Annotated in this window: 27 protein-coding genes; 13 read left to right on the top strand and 14 right to left on the bottom strand. The window is 27.4% G+C overall.

What is annotated here, in order from left to right:
* The first annotated feature begins 164 nt into the window (after positions 1 to 164).
* Positions 165 to 1,145 carry a site-specific integrase gene (locus tag MBBWO_RS00360; protein WP_116668905.1) on the top strand — a complete coding sequence of 327 codons (981 nt, stop codon included), beginning with the start codon at positions 165 to 167 and terminating at the stop codon, positions 1,143 to 1,145.
* Positions 1,146 to 1,193: 48 nt separating this feature from the next.
* Here the strand turns inward: MBBWO_RS00360 and MBBWO_RS00355 are convergent, their stop codons facing one another.
* The gene (locus tag MBBWO_RS00355) at positions 1,194 to 1,790 is read right to left on the bottom strand and encodes a hypothetical protein (RefSeq protein WP_116668904.1); all 597 of its coding nucleotides are present in this window, start codon (positions 1,788 to 1,790) and stop codon (positions 1,194 to 1,196) included.
* Between the two features lie 159 nt (positions 1,791 to 1,949).
* Between MBBWO_RS00355 and MBBWO_RS00350 the strand changes: the two genes are divergently transcribed.
* A complete protein-coding gene (locus MBBWO_RS00350) occupies positions 1,950 to 2,798 on the top strand; it encodes a DUF1002 domain-containing protein (RefSeq protein WP_116668903.1) in 849 nt (282 codons plus the stop codon).
* Between the two features lie 26 nt (positions 2,799 to 2,824).
* Here MBBWO_RS00350 and MBBWO_RS00345 read toward each other — a convergent pair whose 3' ends face one another.
* A complete protein-coding gene (locus MBBWO_RS00345; RefSeq protein WP_116668902.1) occupies positions 2,825 to 4,093 on the bottom strand; it encodes an ATP-binding protein in 1,269 nt (422 codons plus the stop codon).
* Between the two features lie 262 nt (positions 4,094 to 4,355).
* On the opposite strand from MBBWO_RS00345, the gene MBBWO_RS00340 reads away from it, so the two are divergent.
* Positions 4,356 to 4,652, top strand: a complete 297-nt coding sequence (locus MBBWO_RS00340) for a hypothetical protein (RefSeq protein ID WP_116668901.1) — start codon at positions 4,356 to 4,358, stop codon at positions 4,650 to 4,652.
* Between the two features lie 108 nt (positions 4,653 to 4,760).
* Here the strand turns inward: MBBWO_RS00340 and MBBWO_RS00335 are convergent, their stop codons facing one another.
* From MBBWO_RS00335 to MBBWO_RS00300, 8 genes are all read right to left on the bottom strand, one after another.
* Positions 4,761 to 5,135, bottom strand: a complete 375-nt coding sequence (locus MBBWO_RS00335) for a hypothetical protein (protein ID WP_116668900.1) — start codon at positions 5,133 to 5,135, stop codon at positions 4,761 to 4,763.
* 100 nt (positions 5,136 to 5,235) lie between these two features.
* On the bottom strand, positions 5,236 to 5,787 hold the full coding sequence (locus MBBWO_RS00330) for a manganese efflux pump MntP (protein ID WP_116668899.1): 552 nt from the start codon (positions 5,785 to 5,787) through the stop codon (positions 5,236 to 5,238).
* A gap of 72 nt (positions 5,788 to 5,859) precedes the next feature.
* Positions 5,860 to 6,330, bottom strand: a complete 471-nt coding sequence (locus MBBWO_RS00325; RefSeq protein WP_116668898.1) for a GNAT family N-acetyltransferase — start codon at positions 6,328 to 6,330, stop codon at positions 5,860 to 5,862.
* Between the two features lie 5 nt (positions 6,331 to 6,335).
* A complete protein-coding gene (locus MBBWO_RS00320; protein WP_116668897.1) occupies positions 6,336 to 6,815 on the bottom strand; it encodes a GNAT family N-acetyltransferase in 480 nt (159 codons plus the stop codon).
* A gap of 5 nt (positions 6,816 to 6,820) precedes the next feature.
* Positions 6,821 to 7,348, bottom strand: coding sequence for an LOG family protein (locus tag MBBWO_RS00315; protein ID WP_116668896.1), 528 nt, complete (start codon positions 7,346 to 7,348; stop codon positions 6,821 to 6,823).
* Between the two features lie 15 nt (positions 7,349 to 7,363).
* Positions 7,364 to 7,906 carry a coiled-coil domain-containing protein gene (locus MBBWO_RS00310; RefSeq protein WP_116668895.1) on the bottom strand — a complete coding sequence of 181 codons (543 nt, stop codon included), beginning with the start codon at positions 7,904 to 7,906 and terminating at the stop codon, positions 7,364 to 7,366.
* A gap of 326 nt (positions 7,907 to 8,232) precedes the next feature.
* Positions 8,233 to 8,721, bottom strand: coding sequence for a hypothetical protein (locus MBBWO_RS00305; protein ID WP_116668894.1), 489 nt, complete (start codon positions 8,719 to 8,721; stop codon positions 8,233 to 8,235).
* A complete protein-coding gene (locus tag MBBWO_RS00300) occupies positions 8,721 to 9,647 on the bottom strand; it encodes a DUF3100 domain-containing protein (protein ID WP_116668893.1) in 927 nt (308 codons plus the stop codon). Before MBBWO_RS00300 ends, MBBWO_RS00305 begins: the two co-directional genes overlap by 1 nt.
* Before the next feature lie 261 nt (positions 9,648 to 9,908).
* Between MBBWO_RS00300 and MBBWO_RS00295 the strand changes: the two genes are divergently transcribed.
* The 4 genes from MBBWO_RS00295 to MBBWO_RS00280 are packed head-to-tail and all read left to right on the top strand — an operon-like array spanning position 9,909 to position 12,140.
* Positions 9,909 to 10,400: a hypothetical protein gene (locus tag MBBWO_RS00295; protein ID WP_116668892.1), complete on the top strand. Its 492-nt coding sequence runs from the start codon at positions 9,909 to 9,911 to the stop codon at positions 10,398 to 10,400.
* Positions 10,401 to 10,420: 20 nt separating this feature from the next.
* The gene (locus tag MBBWO_RS00290) at positions 10,421 to 10,918 is read left to right on the top strand and encodes a hypothetical protein (RefSeq protein ID WP_116668891.1); all 498 of its coding nucleotides are present in this window, start codon (positions 10,421 to 10,423) and stop codon (positions 10,916 to 10,918) included.
* A gap of 31 nt (positions 10,919 to 10,949) precedes the next feature.
* A complete protein-coding gene (locus MBBWO_RS00285; protein WP_116668890.1) occupies positions 10,950 to 11,294 on the top strand; it encodes a zinc ribbon domain-containing protein in 345 nt (114 codons plus the stop codon).
* A gap of 12 nt (positions 11,295 to 11,306) precedes the next feature.
* Positions 11,307 to 12,140, top strand: coding sequence for a zinc ribbon domain-containing protein (locus MBBWO_RS00280; protein WP_116668889.1), 834 nt, complete (start codon positions 11,307 to 11,309; stop codon positions 12,138 to 12,140).
* 78 nt (positions 12,141 to 12,218) lie between these two features.
* Here MBBWO_RS00280 and MBBWO_RS00275 read toward each other — a convergent pair whose 3' ends face one another.
* Positions 12,219 to 12,863, bottom strand: a complete 645-nt coding sequence (locus MBBWO_RS00275; RefSeq protein WP_116668888.1) for a zinc ribbon domain-containing protein — start codon at positions 12,861 to 12,863, stop codon at positions 12,219 to 12,221.
* A 167-nt stretch (positions 12,864 to 13,030) separates the two neighbouring features.
* On the opposite strand from MBBWO_RS00275, the gene MBBWO_RS00270 reads away from it, so the two are divergent.
* Complete coding sequence (locus tag MBBWO_RS00270; RefSeq protein ID WP_116668887.1) at positions 13,031 to 13,297, top strand: MarR family transcriptional regulator; 267 nt, start codon at positions 13,031 to 13,033, stop codon at positions 13,295 to 13,297.
* Between the two features lie 3 nt (positions 13,298 to 13,300).
* Here MBBWO_RS00270 and MBBWO_RS00265 read toward each other — a convergent pair whose 3' ends face one another.
* Together MBBWO_RS00265 and MBBWO_RS00260 are read right to left on the bottom strand one after the other, a co-directional pair.
* On the bottom strand, positions 13,301 to 13,690 hold the full coding sequence (locus tag MBBWO_RS00265; RefSeq protein ID WP_116668886.1) for a hypothetical protein: 390 nt from the start codon (positions 13,688 to 13,690) through the stop codon (positions 13,301 to 13,303).
* 65 nt (positions 13,691 to 13,755) lie between these two features.
* Entirely contained in the window at positions 13,756 to 14,112 is a 357-nt protein-coding gene (locus MBBWO_RS00260; protein ID WP_116668885.1) for a hypothetical protein, read from the bottom strand.
* Positions 14,113 to 14,524: 412 nt separating this feature from the next.
* On the opposite strand from MBBWO_RS00260, the gene MBBWO_RS00255 reads away from it, so the two are divergent.
* The 5 genes from MBBWO_RS00255 (at position 14,525) to MBBWO_RS00235 (ending at position 17,449) form a co-directional block, all read left to right on the top strand.
* The gene (locus MBBWO_RS00255) at positions 14,525 to 15,058 is read left to right on the top strand and encodes a hypothetical protein (protein ID WP_116668884.1); all 534 of its coding nucleotides are present in this window, start codon (positions 14,525 to 14,527) and stop codon (positions 15,056 to 15,058) included.
* 8 nt (positions 15,059 to 15,066) lie between these two features.
* Positions 15,067 to 16,002: a double zinc ribbon domain-containing protein gene (locus tag MBBWO_RS00250; protein WP_116668883.1), complete on the top strand. Its 936-nt coding sequence runs from the start codon at positions 15,067 to 15,069 to the stop codon at positions 16,000 to 16,002.
* Positions 16,003 to 16,024: 22 nt separating this feature from the next.
* Positions 16,025 to 16,564 (top strand): zinc-ribbon domain-containing protein, encoded by a 540-nt coding sequence (locus MBBWO_RS00245; protein WP_116668882.1) that lies wholly within the window; start codon positions 16,025 to 16,027, stop codon positions 16,562 to 16,564.
* Positions 16,565 to 16,574: 10 nt separating this feature from the next.
* A complete protein-coding gene (locus MBBWO_RS00240) occupies positions 16,575 to 16,952 on the top strand; it encodes a hypothetical protein (protein ID WP_116668881.1) in 378 nt (125 codons plus the stop codon).
* A 116-nt stretch (positions 16,953 to 17,068) separates the two neighbouring features.
* A complete protein-coding gene (locus tag MBBWO_RS00235) occupies positions 17,069 to 17,449 on the top strand; it encodes a hypothetical protein (RefSeq protein WP_116668880.1) in 381 nt (126 codons plus the stop codon).
* 562 nt (positions 17,450 to 18,011) lie between these two features.
* Here MBBWO_RS00235 and MBBWO_RS00230 read toward each other — a convergent pair.
* Complete coding sequence (locus MBBWO_RS00230; RefSeq protein WP_116668879.1) at positions 18,012 to 18,449, bottom strand: zinc-ribbon domain-containing protein; 438 nt, start codon at positions 18,447 to 18,449, stop codon at positions 18,012 to 18,014.
* Position 18,450: the final 1 nt, after the last annotated feature.

Genomic DNA, 18,450 nt, shown 5'->3' with positions numbered 1-18,450 from the left:
ATAGAAAAATTGACAACACTACCAAATCTGCACCATTCCCATGTTTCAGGAATATCGAAAGGTATTTCATCATCAATGCAAACAGGTTCTCCATTTTTACCTATTTTCTCATAAAAATGATTATTTTTTCTAAGAATGGTTAATATATTTCATGGGTGATATTTTTGAATTTAAATGATGAGAAATTGTTGAATGAATTTGTACAAACAAGAAATTTAACTAAAAGAACTGAACATGGATATAGGGATAGTTTAAAAAAATATACTAATTTTCATTCAAAATCTTTTTATAAATTAATTAATGAAGCTGATTATGAAGAAGAGATTGGTGTTCGTTGGAAAAATAGAATTTTAAAACAGAGGTTAATTAAATTTAGAGCATATTTATATTCAAACTTTATGTCTAGTTCTGCAAAAACTCATTTTCAAAGGATATTGACATTATATAAACATTTTGAAATTGAGATTCATGATTTACCTAAAATTAGCACTAAATCTACTACTAGTTATATAATCACTTTTGAAGATTTACCCTCTAAAAAAATAATAAAAGATTCACTTGAAATTGCAAATCCTGTAATGAGAGCATTAATTTTATTTATTTTATCAAGTGGATGTGCTAGACGTGAAGCATTGAATTTAACTATTAATGATTTTATTGAAGCTACATATGAATATCATCATTCTAATAGTCTAAAATTAGCATTATTTAAGTTGAATAAATTAAATGAGGTTGTACCAATATTCAAAATTAAGAGACAGAAAACCAACAAATTTTATTTTACTTTTTGTAGTCCTGAAGCTACAAATGAGATAATTTCTTATTTATTGAAAAATAGGAAATTGATTGGTAATGATCCCTTATTTAAAATTAATTTAAACTATTTAAATCAAAATTTTGCGGAAATAAATGAAAAATTAAATCTTCCAAAAGTTGGTAAATATCGCAAATTAAGGACTCATATGTTACGGAAATTACATGCATCTTTGTTATATAATTTTGGTAATGATTTAAGTTTAGATGAAATTGATTCTTTGCAGGGAAGAAGTAAGGATTCAGTTCATTCAGCTTATTTTATGGAAAATCCATATATTTTAAAGAAAAAATATATAAAATCATTAGATGTGTTAAAGATTTATCTTTAATTTATTCTAATGATTAATAACATAATTTAATTTATTTATTTTTTATTATTACCACCCTTCTTCCTCAGGGTCTTCTGCACCACATGCATTAGAATTTATTGTATTAGAAATAGCTTTAGGTATAAAATATCCAGCATATTCACGTAGTTTTTTTGATCCTACCAACAAATGTAAACTATAAAAATTGATTGGAATTTTTTTTCCTTGAGTTAAAAAAAGATAACAAAAGTATTCACTTGGTTCTGCTTTGATTATTTTATTCCATGGAATTCTAATATCCATACCATGATAAGCTATTGAACCCTTGCTTGAACTTCTATCAGATGACATAAAAACAACTCCTTTTTTCGCAATTTTGATACAACATGTAATTGATATCCAACCGGGTTTTAAATCACTTTTTTTAACAGCTGTATTTATACTAGATAAATTTGCAGTAATATTTTGTGTATTTGTTGATGTGCCATAATTTCCAGAAGCTAATTCTATAAATTTATCATAATCCATAGATATTGTTATTCCCTCAAATACATTTGCTTGACTTAATATTTCTTTTTCCATATTGATTTTTTCCTGTTTTTCTCTTTTATCTGCCTCTTCAGCCCATTCATCAAGTTTATTTGACAGTTTATCTAAAAATCCCATTCGTCTGCACCTATTAATTTTATTAATAATATATATAATTTATTCACATATATGTAACTTTCAGTCAAACATAAAAGATTTATACAAGATTGGCTATATAATAAATGCAAAAATATAAATTATTTTGTTATTAAAATATACATACAATGAGGTGATAATGTGCGTAAAGCAGTTATTGGAATAATTGTTGTTGTAATACTTATTGCAGGTGGAGTTGGTTTATCTGCAAACAGTATCAATAATGGAAATAATAATTCAACTGTTATTACATATGGTGAAACAACATTTGCCAATGACCAGTATAAGTCTTTGGTTGATAGTTATTTCATGAACAATAACTATGGAAATCTTGAAAGTATGAATTATAAAATTATTACTGCAGATGAAGTAAATGCAATCTCTCAAGGCATTAGTCAGGAAACATATAGTTCAGGACAAATCTTTTCATCTTCTTTAGTTGATTTGGGAAGCTCTGAAGATTTATCTATTGATGTTGATCACTCTAAAATCACTTTAGTTACTGATGACATGTATAAATCAGCTTTAGAATCAACTGGAATTACAAAAGGTCATGTTATTGTAACAAGTCCAGTTTCTGCTACTGGTGAATCCGCACTAGCTGGAATTATGAGTGCATATGAATATGCAACCAATACTGAAATTCCAGAAGAAGTAAAAGAAGCAGCTAATGAGGAAATTTACACAACTTCAGAAATTGTAAATAATTCTAATGTAAGTGCAGATGATTTAACTGATGTTGTTGATGAGGTTAAAGAAGAAGTAGAGGCCCAAAACATCACTAATCATGAAACAATTGTAAATATAATTAATAATGTAACCGTTAACTATAATATTGTGCTTTCACCTGAGGATATTGAAAACTTAGCAGAAAGTATTAGACAAACTCAATTAGTACAGGATCAGGCTTCTGATTACCAAAGCCAAATTAACAGTTTTATTCAGAATAATACTGGTGGATTTTCACTAGAAAACATTTTTAATTTCTAAAGTAGATTTCTTCTACTTTTTTTTTTTTATCGTAAACATCCAATTGGAATTACTTTAACACCATCTTTTCTTGTATAAGCAATTTCTCCTCCAGTTATGATAGCTAAAAAGCTTGGTGGTTTCATATTATTTTTTTCAATTAATTCTTTTAGTTTTAGTAAATTCTGGGCTCCTTTTTCTTCTTCCCTGCTTCCTAATTTGAATTCAATAAGACAATATCTTCCATCATTTAAATGTAAAACACAATCAGCTTCTAAACCATATCTGTCTCTGTAATAAGAAATGTCTCCACCAACTGAACTTGAATAAACTTTTAAGTCTCTGATACATAAATTTTCAAAAATAAATCCAAAGGTGTTCAAATCTTCCATTAATATTTCTGGTGTTAAATTTAGGGATGCAACAGCAATTGATGGGTCGATAAATTCTTTTTTTGAAGTGGATCTAATAGCTGTCTTTGAACGTATATTTGGAGACCATGCATTTAAGTTGTCTATTACAAATAATCTTTCTAATGCATCAATGTAACTGTAATAAGTTACTGGGCTGATATCTTCATAGTTAGTTTTAATATCTTTAATTATTCTTGAATCAGTAGCTATTGTGGATATGTTTCTTGCATAAGATCGTAGAATATTTTTAACTCGATTAGGACTTCTTTTTGTCCCATCAACCTTGGATGCATCACTTTCACATATAGTGTCAACATAAATTGATGGAAGTAATAGTTGAGCTTCCTTTGATTTTTTATTTAATGATTCAGGCCATCCGCCTCTACAGGATAGAAAAATTAAATCTTCGATTGATAAGTTTGATTTAATTCCATCAATATCTAAATGAGGATTATTAAATAAGTCTATTAATGATATATTTCCATTTGAATTTTTACTTTCATATAAACTCATTGGCCGCATTGTTAATCTGTAAATTCTACCAGTTCCTGAATGTATAATATTTGTATCATCAACAACTGTAGAACCAGTTAAGATATATAAACCTTCACCACCTATTTCATCAACACTATTACGTACACTATCCCATAATACAGGAGCTATTTGCCATTCATCTATTAATCTTGGTTTTTCTCCTTCTAATAGCTTTGATGGTTTAATATCTGCTAGTTTTAAATAAGATTCAGTTTTATCTTTATCTTGTAATTTAATAACACTTTTGGCATGTTGTTCTGCAGTTGTTGTTTTTCCACACCATTTAGGACCAACAATTAACACAGCACCAATAGTTTTGAGATATTTTTCCAATTCTGCATCCATATATCTTGTTAAATATTGTTTCATAAAATTCCCCTTAATTTAAACTTAATTGATTTGTGGTATTTCATTTAACACATTTGTGCTTTTTTACTTAATAGATTTGTGGTATTTCATTTAACACATTTGTGCTTTTTTACTTAATAGATTTGTGGTATTTCATTAACATGATGTTTATAATAACAATTCTTTTTATATTTAAAAACATAATAAACAACAAATACATTTATATATTATAACATTATAATAACATATTATACACAACATTAAAAAGAGGAGATGATTAAGAATGCCATATTGTCCTAACTGTGGTGCATTTGTGCCATCTGGAAATAGTACATGTAGCTGTGGAACATCATTTATACTAAGTTTCAGAGAAGACTATGAAAAATTAAGAGATATGTACAATGATGCTAGCTCTTATGAAAGAAATGGTAACTATTCACGTGCATCAGAAGTATATAATCGTATCCTTGATGATATTCGCATATTAGAAAGAGATTGGGATTTTGGATATGGGAGTGATTCCTATGAAGAAATATCCAGAATCGAAGCAGATGCAAGAAATGCATTAAGAAGAATTTAAACTTTATATTCCTCCATAAAACACCTTAAATCAAGTAAATATTACTTGATTCTTACTTTTTTTTAAAATAAATCTTTTAAAAAATAAAAATGAGATTTTTTTTTTTTTTTATAATGAAATTGGATTTCCATCAATGTCTACATATCCTCCATGGTAAGGTAAACCTGAAGATGGGTCAATAACATAAACATCTGGGTCAAAGCGAACATATTCTCCAAACTGATTGGAATAGTGATATTCATACTCTTCAGAAGGCATATCTCCTGCTTCGTTATAATAGGTGTCTGAAGACTCTGATGTGTCATCATCTTCACTAATCACTTCAGCAGTGTCATTTGTAGTATTAGTAGTTGTATTATTTGTTATATTTGCTTGATTATTGTCATTTTCTGAATCAGAGTTTAATAATATAAATGCTCCAACACTTATACAGGCTATAACAATAATTGCTAATATGATTATCATTAAGTTTTTCTTTTCCATTATATCTCTCCTTTTAAAGTATTTATTAAAGAAGAGATATATAAGTTGTGTTTAAATAAAGCTATATTGAATAAAAAATTAAATTTTAAAAAAAAAGAATTTAAAATCCAAGAAGGATTTTAACACCAATAATTATGAGAATGATTCCTCCAACAATCTGGAATTTGTTTCCAAAGTAATTTCCTATTTTTCTACCTATGAAAACACCGCAGATTCCAAATAAAAATGCTACAACACCAATAATAAGTGAAGGAATTAAAATCTCACTTCCTAAAAATGCATAGGTTAGACCAACAGCAAATGCATCAATACTTGTAGCTATAGCAAGTAATGTAACTTCCTTAAAGCTGAACTTGTCAGTAACTTCTTCTTCATCACCAAAGCTTTCACGAATCATATTTAATCCAATAGCTAAAAGAAGAATAAATCCAATCCATGGAGCAACTGCAGATACTAATGATGCAACAGTAGATCCACATAAGTAACCTAAAAGTGGCATTAAAAATTGGAAAAATCCAAAGAAAAGCCCATAGTAAAATATTTGACTTTTAATCAAATCTTTTTGTGTAAAACCTTTGGTTATAGATACACTAAATGCATCCATAGCTAAGGCAACTGCAATAAATATTGTTGAAACTAATTGAAAAGACATACTCTACTCTTTAATAAAAAAATTTATAACTTATATTAATTATTTTAGACAAAATATTTAAATTTTTAAGTGTTATAAATCAAGCTCCCATCTTTCTTCAACAATTGGATAATCAGCACTTTCATTATCTTCTCTAATCTTTTCAACTAATTTAAAGCCAAAGCTTGAATAAATGTGGCGTGCTGCTTTACATATATCCATGGTCTCAAGAATAACATGATTTATGTTAATTTCTCTGCAGTAATCTAAAGCAGTTTTTACAAGCTTTTTACCTGCACCTTGACCTTGAATTGACTGGTCAGTTGCAAATAACCTTAACTGGGCTTCATTTGCATTGATTTTATCAACACCAAGAGATCCTAAAATTTCACCATCCTCTTCAATTACCCAGTATTTGTTCTCCTTATCATTGAAGTATTCACACATTATTTCAAGAAATTCCTTCTCCATTAATGGATTAAAGTCATATGCCTTTTTAGCCACTTTATAGTGAAAATATACTACTAAACCTGCCTCTCCTTCTTTCATCTCACGTATTTCCATATAATCTACTCCAATTCAACTTCCCATTTCTCTTCAGTCATTTTATAATCTGCCCATTCAGTATTTTCCTTTGTTTCAGTTAATTCAAAGCCAAATTTTGAATATAGATGACGTGCCTCACTGCATATGTCAACTGTCCATAAGATTACATGATTATAGTTCATTTTCCTGCAGAAATCCATAGCTATTTCAAGTAGTCTGTTCCCATATCCTTTTGACTGCAGGGATTCGTGGATGCAGAAGAGTCTTAGCTGTGCAAGGTTTTCACCTTTTTTAACAGCACTGTTTGCTCCTTTAACTTCACCATTGTCATCTATTACCCATAATCCATTGTCTTCATAGTCATCATAATATTCAGCTATTGAATTTAGAATATAACCTTCAACTGTGGGAAGAAAGTCATGATTTTTCTCAAATAGCTTAAAAAAGAGGTGTGCTACTAAACTTGCCTCACCTGGTCTGCCTTCTCTAATTTCTATACTCATATTACCTACTCTAAATAGTTTAAAACATCATCAACTGTATCAGCTATTTTAAATAACTCAAATTTGGTGTTTAAAAATTTTTTTTCATCCATTTCATTGAGCATTCCAATCATTTTATCATAATAGCTATTTAAATTGAAAATTATTATTTCTTTATCATGTTTTTTTAATTTTTTAAGTGTAAGGATTTCAAATAGCTCATCTAAAGTTCCTATTCCTCCGGGAGCTATTATAAATGCATCTGATTTTTCTAAAAATAGGTTTTTTCTCTCATCCATTGAGTCTACATAGATGAACTCACTGCAGTTTGGTGAGAGTTTTTCAAAATCATCAATCCATTCAGGTGCTATTCCAACTGTTTTTCCATTGTTGTCAATTACTCCCTGGCTGACAGCACCCATTATTCCAGTATCTCCTCCACCAAAGATTAGTGTATGTCCTTTTTTAGCTATTTCAGCTCCTAGTTTGTAGCATTCATCTGTAAAGCTTTTGTCTATGTTTCTGCTGGCTGCTCCATATAAACAGATTTTCATTTACTTTCACTTCTTTTATAATTTTTCTTCTAGTTTATCAATTAACTTTTGATACTTTTTATTTTGAGATTCAAGGCTGTACATACTGGTTTTATTAGTTTTATTCATTTCTTCGGTTGATTTTATTAGACTACCTATATTTTCGTCCTGTTTTTCAATAATCATATCTTTCTGATTTAGTAAATCTTCATAGGTTTTTGATACTTTTCTAAGCTGAACTTCAAGGTTTTCTGTAACTTCTTTAATCTGTAATCTATAGTCATCTATTAATTCACGTAGATATTTTACTTGATCTTGTTTATCTTCAATAATGGCATCTTTTTCCTTTAACTTTTCTTCAAGAAAGTCAAGTTCCTTAAGCTTAGCTTTCTCATTATTGATTTCACTTTCCATTTTAATTTCTAAACTTTTATTGTCATTTTTCAGCTTGGCAATATACCTTGTTAGTTTAGCTATTTTTTCATCTTTTTCACCTATTTCAAGATTAAGTTCATCAATTTCCCCTTCTCTAAGTTCTAACATTTCTTTTAAATCATGAAAACTTTGTTTTTTACTCATTTTATCAAAAACCTGATTAATATAGTATATTCTATATTATAATTTTATATAATATATTAATAACCATAAGAGTATGAAAATATCTAAAAAATTATCTTGATAAAAAAGGTAGTTTAAATAAAAAAAGCTTTTAAAGATTGAAGAACCTCAACAGCTATTTAATGTCCTTACCTGTGGTAACGAAGCATGAAGAGGCTAAATATTTTAAATATTTTTACCTTCTAAATCTTTCAATTAATATTTAAAAAATATCTTTTATTAAAATATTTGGTTTTATGAAATAGCAATATTTAAAAATTAAAATATAATTAATTTAAAAAAAGAAATTAAACTGGAGTTCCAGTTAAAACTAAAACAAAGTGAGCTATAATAGCTGACCCTAAAAAGGTTCCAGTTATAACAGCCATTGTTACAAAGATTCCACCAAATCCCATTGATTTAAACTGATCCCAGCTTTTTCCAATACCTATACCAACATATGCTAAAAATACTGTCACAATAGACAATAACTCCACATGAGATACATAGTAGATTACAAAATCAGAGGTTGGCATTATTGGCAGTGCTATAATAAGACCGATTACACTGATATAAATGATGGATGAGATATTATAAGGAATATATTTCTCTAAAAGCATTCCAATTAAGGTAACAAATGATAATATAAACATACCTACTAATGAAAGACCAATAGGATGATGATAACCTACATAACTACCGATTGAAACAAGAACTGAAAAGATAACAAGCAGTAAAATCCAGTTTACAACCTCTTCAATAGAAACTAATTCTTTCTTTTGAGTTTCTTCAGCCATTATTTCATCTCCTTATCATCATTTTCTTTTATATTTTTTAAATCAGATCTGGTTCTACCAATTTTTGGTTCAAGGAAATTGTATAATTTTTCAGCTAGTGGAATAGCTACAAATATACATAGATAAATTCCAACACAGAATGAAAGCAGGTTACTAAATCCTGCAAAAGCTTCTATATTTAGGGTTAGTTCAGGGAAATATGCTAGTATTGGAGCTAGTGCTGCTGCATTTAAACTTGCACTACCTACGCCTGAAGCCATTGCAAATGCATAAGGATGTAGTGGAAGTGCTGAAACACAGATACTTGAAAGGAAACTGATATATAATGTTCCAATTACAGTTCCAACAATAAAAATCATTAATACTCCACGTGTTTCAGGAGAATTGAAACCATATTTATCAATAACAACTGCAACGTTAGGTTCACGACCAATGGAATTTGTCATACCAATTGTTTCACGTTTATATCCTAGAAGTAATGCAATTGGAAGTGCAAAAAAGATTGTTCCTAAATTACCAAATTCCTGCAATATTAATGCTGGACCTACATCGAATAGTAACTGTATAGACTGTCCACTTGAAACAGCTAGTTTACATAACAAGGGACCAATAAATAATAGCATTGAAGCTTCAGCTATTCTGGATTGTTTTAGGGAAATCCATTTAAATCTTTTAGATAAAACTAAAGCTAAACCCAATACCATTGAATATAGTAAAGGCATTATAATTAAACTGACAGAATCAGAGAGATGAATTTCACGTTTTCCAATCCATTCAGCTATTATTACAATTACAAGAACCACTAAATGCAGTTTATAATCTTTCCACGGCTTTTCTTCTAACTCTTCAGAATCTTCATTTGCCTCTTTTATGTTTTCCTCAATAATATCTTCACGCCCAAAAATTTTATTATTATAATTTTTCATTTTACTTATTAATAAAATAATACTATTTGTTTTTTAAATTTAATTTTATTGATTAAAATTTTGATTTATTAAAAATAATTGTTTATATATCATTAATTTTCATTTCAAAAATTATTATTTTGTTTAATTTTTGTTTTATTAGGTTAAATTTCAAAATAAAATAATTTGTCATGATTTTTAATTTTTATTAATATTTTAATAACTATTTATACACAAGATTTATATATTAAATACACATAATAATAAGTAAAGGTGAAAAACATGGCTAAAAAAATAAACATAAAAAAAGCTGTTGATTTTATCAAAGAGGAACATTATGACATATACCAATATTTTATATTTATGCCATTTGATGACAATGAAACAACAGATGTGATAGATCTTGATGAAAAATCTATTAACGATGCACTAAAAGTTCATGACCAAGTGTTTATAGAATTAGGATTATTATATCATGATCCTTATGAAGCAAGTGATGAATTTGTAATTTATGGGTCAGATGAAGACATATACTTGGAGTTAGACTTTGGAGAAGATTATGAAGGCTATTATGGTAAGTATGCATTCTTGAGAGGAGGATATGGTGTATTCATAAATAAAGATTATACAGCTGATTATGGTTATTTCACATCAGAGGCATATGGTCATGGTATGGGTAGCTACGAATATTACAACTTCAATAATATTGAAGATTGGGATGAAGTTAAAATTGCTTTAACAAAAGTTATTGATGAAATTGATATATGGGAATAATTAAAAATTAGGTGATTAATATGGTTAAAAAAATAAACATAGAAAAAGCAGTAGAATTTATTAAATCTGAATATTCCGACATTTACGATACTATGATATTCATGGCTTTTGATAATGGAAGGCCAGAAGAGGAAGTAGAACTTGAAGTAAATTCAATAGATAATGGATTGAAAAACCATGAACAAGTATTTTTGAATATGGGATTGATGTATCATGATCCTGATGCTTCAGGTTATGAAGGAATAGTAATTTATGATTCAGAGTATAATGAAATGGAGTTAAAAGTAGACTTTGGTGAAGATTTTAATGGTTACTACGGTAAATATTCTTATATGTTAGGAGGATATGGTGTATTCATAAATAAAGATTATACAGTTGACTATGGATGCTATGTTTCAAGACCATATGGTCATGGTATGGGTAGCTACGAATATTATAACCTTAAAGATGCAGAGGACTGGGATGAAGTTAAAATTGCTTTAACAAAGGTTATTGATGAACTTGATATATGGGAATAAGTAATAATATAATATTTAAGAGGTGATTGTAATGCCATTTTGTCCAAATTGTGGTTCATATGTTTCTCCAGGAGACAATACATGTATGTGTGGAACCTATGTTGGTGGAGATGAGGAAGGACCAGATTTAGAAAATATGACAATGGAGATTTTCTCAAAATATGATACTCTTAAGAGTAGATATTATAATCTAAATAATCAAGATTTAGATGGTTATAGTGAGTTGCTTGATGACTTTAAAGATTTAAGAGATGAAATTGAACCAAATAAATTTCCATATGATTTTGAATATCCATTTTCAACTTTACTAATGGATCTTAATCATTATATCTCAAATCTTGAGCATGATATAAATAAAATGAATGATGAATATTAAGAGATGATTAAAATGCCATTTTGTCCAAATTGTGGTTCTTATGTTTCTCCAGGAGATAAAATCTGTGACTGTGGAACATATGTATGTGAAGATGATTATTTAGAATTGGAAAATATAACAGTTCCAATTCTTGAATCATACTCTTTTTTATTAACTTCACAGAAATTTATTGAATTCATTAATAGAGAAGGGAGTAATGGATTTAAATTGTCTTATTATAAAGCTATACCACAACAGAAGGATAATGATATGGAAATTATAGTTGGTTTTGGTAGAAATGACTCAATGGAAATAAAAGAATTCAAATATAATATTGAAAATGAAACATATGACTTATATAATGAAGAATCAAGGTTAAAAGAGGCATTTAATAAAAATAATAATTCCTTTGAAAAATTTATAATATTAAATAGGATAGTAGAATATGAAAAGAGATATAATTTCATACTCTATGAAGTTGGAATTGAGTACCCTCTCATCTCTTTTTCAGATGCAAATAATAATAAAATAATCTTTAAATATAATTTTGAAAGTCATGAATTAGAATATGAAGGAAAATACGTTTTTAAAGATTATATTGAATTTAGTAAAGATTTTAAAATGGTTTTAACACCAAAAAATTATAAAGAACATATTGATGTAAAATCAGCTGAATATAAATTAGCTAATATTTCTGAGGCTATTAAGTTAATAGATGAAGTTAAAAAGGAAGGATTTATTTTTACAAGCATAGAAACTTCATCAGATAAAGATTATATACATGTTAACTTTAAAAAAGGCGAAACTTCTTTTAGACAGTATTTATTTAATTTTGCTGACAATTCTTATGAACTGATTAAAGATTAAGTTCATTTTAATGTGTTATTAGTCTTAAATAATTCAAATAGCTATTTTTATAAGTCTAAAAAATAAAAAGATAAGGATTTATTTTAAGGTTTTAAATCCTAAAAATGAAAGATTTTCTATTTTTGCTTCTTTTACTTTGCTTTTATAATATTCTCTTTCATTAAAATCTGGTTTTTGTCTTTCAAGATTTAATTCATTTCTAGTTTTATTAAGCAATTCAGTATAAAATTCAACTGTTTCTTCATAAGATAAACCTTTAGTTGGTGTTTTAATAGTGGAAACTACAATGGATAATGTGTCTACTCCTGCACCTAACTTTTCCCTTTCAAGAAGGAATATTACTCTTAAAAATTCATCATCAATTGATCTGTATACTTCCCGAAATCCCGGTTCAACATTGTCTAAAATTTTTTTCTCAATTTGTTTTAATTTTTCAGATTCAATTGCACTGTTACTCTTTTGTGTTTCTAGAATTTTTTCATGTGTCATTACATCAATAAATTTATCAAAGGTTCTGCTTTTTTCAAGCTTATTGGATATTTTACTGGAAATCCATCCTTTTTCTTTATTTGTAATATGGTCAAATTTACCATTACTTGCTTCTTCGTGATGTATTTCCTCTATTTGAGGAGTACTTTCTTCAACTTCAGGGGCTTTTGAACCGCAGTTAGGGCAGAAATTATTTTCTCCTATATCGGTTCCACAATTTGCACAAAAAACCATTTTTTATCCTCTCATATATTATTTTTAATATTATATTTGTTAAAGAGATTATATAAAAATTGTGTATAAATTAAGTTTTATTAGGATAATTATTAAGTTAAATAAAGCTATTTAACAGATAACAATGTATTTTATGTAATATAAATGAATACATGGAGAGTAAAAATATGACTGAAGAAAAAATATGGTCCTTAATTGGTTTTTTAGAAGTATCACCTGCTAGAAAAAAAACTTTCAAAGCTATTGGTGATGCAGAATATATATTACCTTCCAACATTTGTAGAAAAACCGATTTGACTTCATCACAAGTGTCTAATGCCTTAAAAGATTTAAAAAATAAAAAGTTAGTTGTTTGTTTAAATGAAGAAGTATCAAAAGGAAGATTGTACAAATGCACTGATTTAGGCCTTGAAGTTTTAACTAAATTAAAATAGCTATCAATTATCTTTTATCACTCTTTTAACAAAATGTGATGTTGGTTTTATTTTTTTAAGGTCTTCTTTTGATGGACATTTATATTCTTCAAGCAATAAAATTTTATGATCTATATTTTGACTGTAATTTTTTTCCTTTCCTTCAATGATTCCACGAAATTGAGCCCCAATATCTCCAGTTCCACCTATATCTACATTGATTCTTTCTGATGTTGGAGTATCTTCAAAGAATCTTTCAAATTCAATCATTTCAAATATGGGTGCCTTATAACTAAAAGTCATTATTTTGTTTTGACCTTCTCTTAATTTTACATATTGTTGTTCTATTTTAATTGAGTCACCAGAGTTTATTTTTGTGAATTTTATATATGATTCAATTTCAGAGCTTACCATTTTTTCATCTGCCTAAATTTTAATAAATCAATTGTTATTTTTAATATATTATTTAATATATTTTTTCATATCATTTTTTTACAGGAGCTGTTTATGAAGATATAATAAAATATCATTCCTATAAAATAGCAGCAAATATCAAAAATATCCACTGTACTTCTAGGTCTTGTGTAAATAGCTACAAATTCTCCTAAAAAAGAAAGTATTATAGTTATTATAGTTAAGTTGGATAGATCAGCTATTTCCCTACTATTTTCAATTTGATTAACAATATTAACAATTGAGAAAAACAGAGGCACAGCCATTAAATCATTTAAATAGTCACTAAAAAACCAAAAACCTGTTGTCTTCAGGTAAGATTCATTTAAAAAATTAATAAATAAAATAAAAATTAATAAAAAAATATTTTTTTTAAGTTTCATATTATCCACAGAAACAGAAAATTACTAAGGCAATTAACACGCCTACAATTACAGTTACTAGTTGTCCCATATATATCACTTATTAATAACTTATACACAATATTATTTAAATCTTTTGGTTAATAAAAAATTTAATTATTGAGTTCTATTTTCTAATTAAAAAAAGTTTAATCATGGCTTTTAATAAATTCCAGTTAAACACACTATTATTTGTTTATTTCTAATATTATATAAAATAAACTTAAAATAACTTTATTTAAACACAACTTTTATATCATATAATTAACAAAATCTATAGTAACAAAAGTTAATTTTTTCTATTAAAATTAAAGGATCTAAATTCATAAGATTCTTATTTTATTTAAATAAAAAACAGTAGCTTTTGAGAATAACATTTAAAGGTGATTTAAAAATGTTGGTTCGTAACTTAGATTTTTTATCAATTCCTAAAGAATTTGCAAAAGTAGAAATAAATATTTACGAAGATAAAGCTATAGCTTTAGTATATATTGAAAATAAAGGTTATTCAATTATATTAAAAGAAAATGACATCAATGAATCCATATTCTTATTGAAAACTAATTTAACTCCACACAATATAAATGAAGCAGATAAAGAAGACTTTATTAATGTAATCAAAATGTTATTAGATAAAGTGTATATGAATGCTGACATTAAAGAATATGAAAAACAACACCAAGAACATGTATTCTTAAAATTAATGGATGTATTAACTGAAGAATCAGAAATTGAAATGATTAGTGAAGCTAATTCAAAACTTTACACTGACATTGAAAAAGGATTCATGAAATTAGAATTAGATATTATGAACAATAAAATAGACTCTCTTAACGAAGCTATTGCAAAAGTATCTAATGATTTACACACTACACATCAAGAAATGGAAGATAAAGACTGGAGAAATAAATTAAATAATGTACTTTAGGTGTTATTATGGTTAGATGCAGTAATTGTGGTGCAGAAGTTGAAAATTCCACATTTTGCTTTAACTGCGGTGAAAAACTTGATCTTTCAGGTAGTAACAGTACAAGCAATGTCTGCCCAAAATGTGGTGTTGTAAATAATGAAGATACCAACTTCTGTGTTGGATGTGGATATAAGCTAAAAAGTGGTCCATCCTATTCTTATAAAGAAAAAGAATGGGAAGCTAGAAGAGATGAAATTCTTAAAAGATATGATCAACTAGCTGTTGAATTTGGAATTAAAGATGAAGATTACTTTTTAACCAGTATTAAAAGATATAATTTCCTTGAACCTGGAACAACAAAACACAAAAAACTTAATGCACTTGTAGGTTTAAATCCTACTAGCTATTTAGGTAATGAAACCATGATTGATGGATTCTTTTTAGTAAAAGAAGAAAAATTTGTTTTCATGGAAATTGATAATAGGGATTTTAAAAAGGTTAATGCTGGTATAAACAATTTTTACTTTGATAAAGTTGTATCAATGAGGGTAACTAAAAGGCTTGGTGGAAAAACAGACCAATGGGAAGATATTACCAAAAGAGCATGGACAACTCCTCATGATATAATGAAATCAATTCAAAATGATATTCAAAGTCTAAAAGCAGCAAGATTTAAAGATTTAATTGCAAACAATGACAGTGGTGATATGTTTGACCGTTTATTAATCAAATTAGTGGACAACACATCATATGAGATTAGACTCCCAAGTTTTGAATTCGGTCAAAAATTAGTTGACTTATTTGAAATGCAAAAAGGAAAACCACAAACTGTTATTGTTGAAAATCAAAGTTCAGAACCAACTAAAGCTCAACAGTTAAAAGAATATCAGGAACTTCTAGAAAGTGGTGTTATTTCTCAGGAAGAATTTGATAAATTGAAACAAGATATATTATTTGGATAATTAATTTTTTAGGTGAAAAAATATGGTAAAATGCCAAGAATGTGGTGAAGAGGTTGGAGATGCACTAATATGTAATGTCTGTGGATCTAGAATCAAACAACCAACTGAAAATTTAACTAAAAGATTCTGTACTCATTGTGGTGCAGAAATGAGTGTAAATGATGTTGTATGTCCTAAATGTGGTAAATCAGAAAATGATGCAGCTAGTTCTAAAATGAGCAATACTCTTGGAAATAATTTAATTGCTACCTTTAACCCTGGAACTGGATTCTTATTATCATTATTTATAGTGGGTGCAGGTCATATCTATTTAGGTTTATTTAAAAGAGGAATATCCTTTTTAATAACTCAAGTTGTTCTTGCATTGATTTTCTTTGGCGTATTAAATCTTATACTAGGACTAATATTAGGTTCTATTGGATCATTGATAGCTATGATTATTGGATTTATTGCATGCTTTGGATTATATCTTTTATCCATATTTGATGTATATAAAGCAATTAAAAAGATTATCAATGGTGAAAATGTAGCTGATGATATTGCCTTTAACAAGTTAATGTAATCTGATAACAATGAAACTTAATAAACTTTTGTTAATTTTATTAATAATTATCATAGTATGTTGTGTTCTTGTTGGAGCTGTACTGTTAACTATTGATAATGACAGTGAAGAAGTTAATAATACTTCTTCCATTAACAATACAACCGTTGCAACAGAGGTTAATTCTTCTCCAGAACCTGTAGAATCTAGTGAAGATTATGACCCTTATGGATATGGAAATGATATCTATCACTATGATGCAGCTACTGATACTTATCTAAGAGATGACAGTTCAGACCATTACATATATGAGGGCAGATCTTGGGTTAATGTTGATATGCCACAACAGTTTTCTGGTTCAACTCAAAGCGAAGTTATTGAATTTAGAAAAGAAGTAGGTGATTTATAGATTTGTCTTAAATTCTTTTTTTATTTTTTTAGAAAATAGCTATTTGCACTAGCTACATATACATGGATTTATTGAAATAATACATTTTTTGCAAAATTTAAATAAATGGTGATTTAATGGACATTAAAGGGAACAATAAGTACTTAATTATTGTGCTGATAATTATTGTTATTGTTTGTATTGCTCTAGCATCATTTTTAGTTCTTTCAAACAATAATAATACTGATTACTCTAATAAATATATTAATAATACTACTAATACAAGTATTGCTCCTGAAGTAAATACTCCTACATCAACTAGTAGTGAAGAATATGATCCTTGGGGTTATGGTAATGATGTATATCATTATGATGCTGCTACTGATACTTATTTAAGAGATGATAGTTCTGGTCATTTTGTATATACTCCTTTTGGTTGGGAAGATAGAGATGGTAATGGTCAGTTTAGGGGTGGAACACAAACTGATGTTGAAGAGTTCATTGATATAGTAGAATAATAATACTATTACATATAATACTTATTATATGTATTGTAGTATTATTCTACTCTTTTTTTTATTTTTTTAGAAAATAGCTATTTGCACTAACTACATATATATGCAGTTATCAATATTTACTACTTTTAACAATTTTAATTTTTTTATAAAATTTTTTTATTTCTGAAGTCAAATTTTTTAATTTTTTTCTTCATTGAGATCATCTCTAAATTTTAGTTCATTAAACTATACTATAACGAAGTAAAATTTATTCTCAATTTTTTGCTTGAAAAAACTTGAAGAAAATAATGAATTTTAATCAATACATGTAGATGTAACTATGGCATATTTGATAGTTTTGCAAATTTTAAAATTTTGATGATTTTTCCCTTATTTTACACTTGAAATTATACTTTAATACTATAATAGTAAAAAGTATTAAAAAATTAATTTCAAAAAAATTTTCTTAAGATTTTTAATTCAAGTTTTGATTGTATATCTAAAAACAAAAAATTAGTTTTGTTAAGAAGGAAATGTTAGAAATATAAAAAATGAATTTTGCAAGAAAAATAAAAAAATAAAATTAAGGGTTACAAACACTACATGGTGTTCTACCACTATCAAGTGCTGCTTCCCTGGAATTGAAAGTTACTAAATTTTGGGGACTAATCTTTTGAGCCCATTCACAGTTAGGTAAATGGAACTTATCTGTCTTTGAACTTGCATAATATTCAGTAGTTTCATCTTCTGATTCATTTTCACTGACAGAAGCTACTGGAGCTTCAGTTGTGTTATTTTCAGTAGGTGCTGCAACTTCCTGATTGTCTGCTGGGAAAACACCAGTAGCAAATAAACCTATTAAAGCAATACAGCAAACAGCTATGATGATTAATAGGATATTTGTTAAATTGAGACTATTTTTATTGTTTTTAGTTTCTTTATTTTCAATTGAATATCCGCAAGCAGTACAGAATTTAGCATTACTTTTAAGTTTTTTACCACATTTTGGACATTTATCCATT

The organism is Methanobrevibacter woesei, assembly GCF_003111605.1.
In the GTDB taxonomy this organism is placed as follows: Archaea; Methanobacteriota; Methanobacteria; order Methanobacteriales; family Methanobacteriaceae; genus Methanocatella; species Methanocatella woesei.
This window is presented reverse-complemented; position numbering and strand designations above follow the sequence as displayed.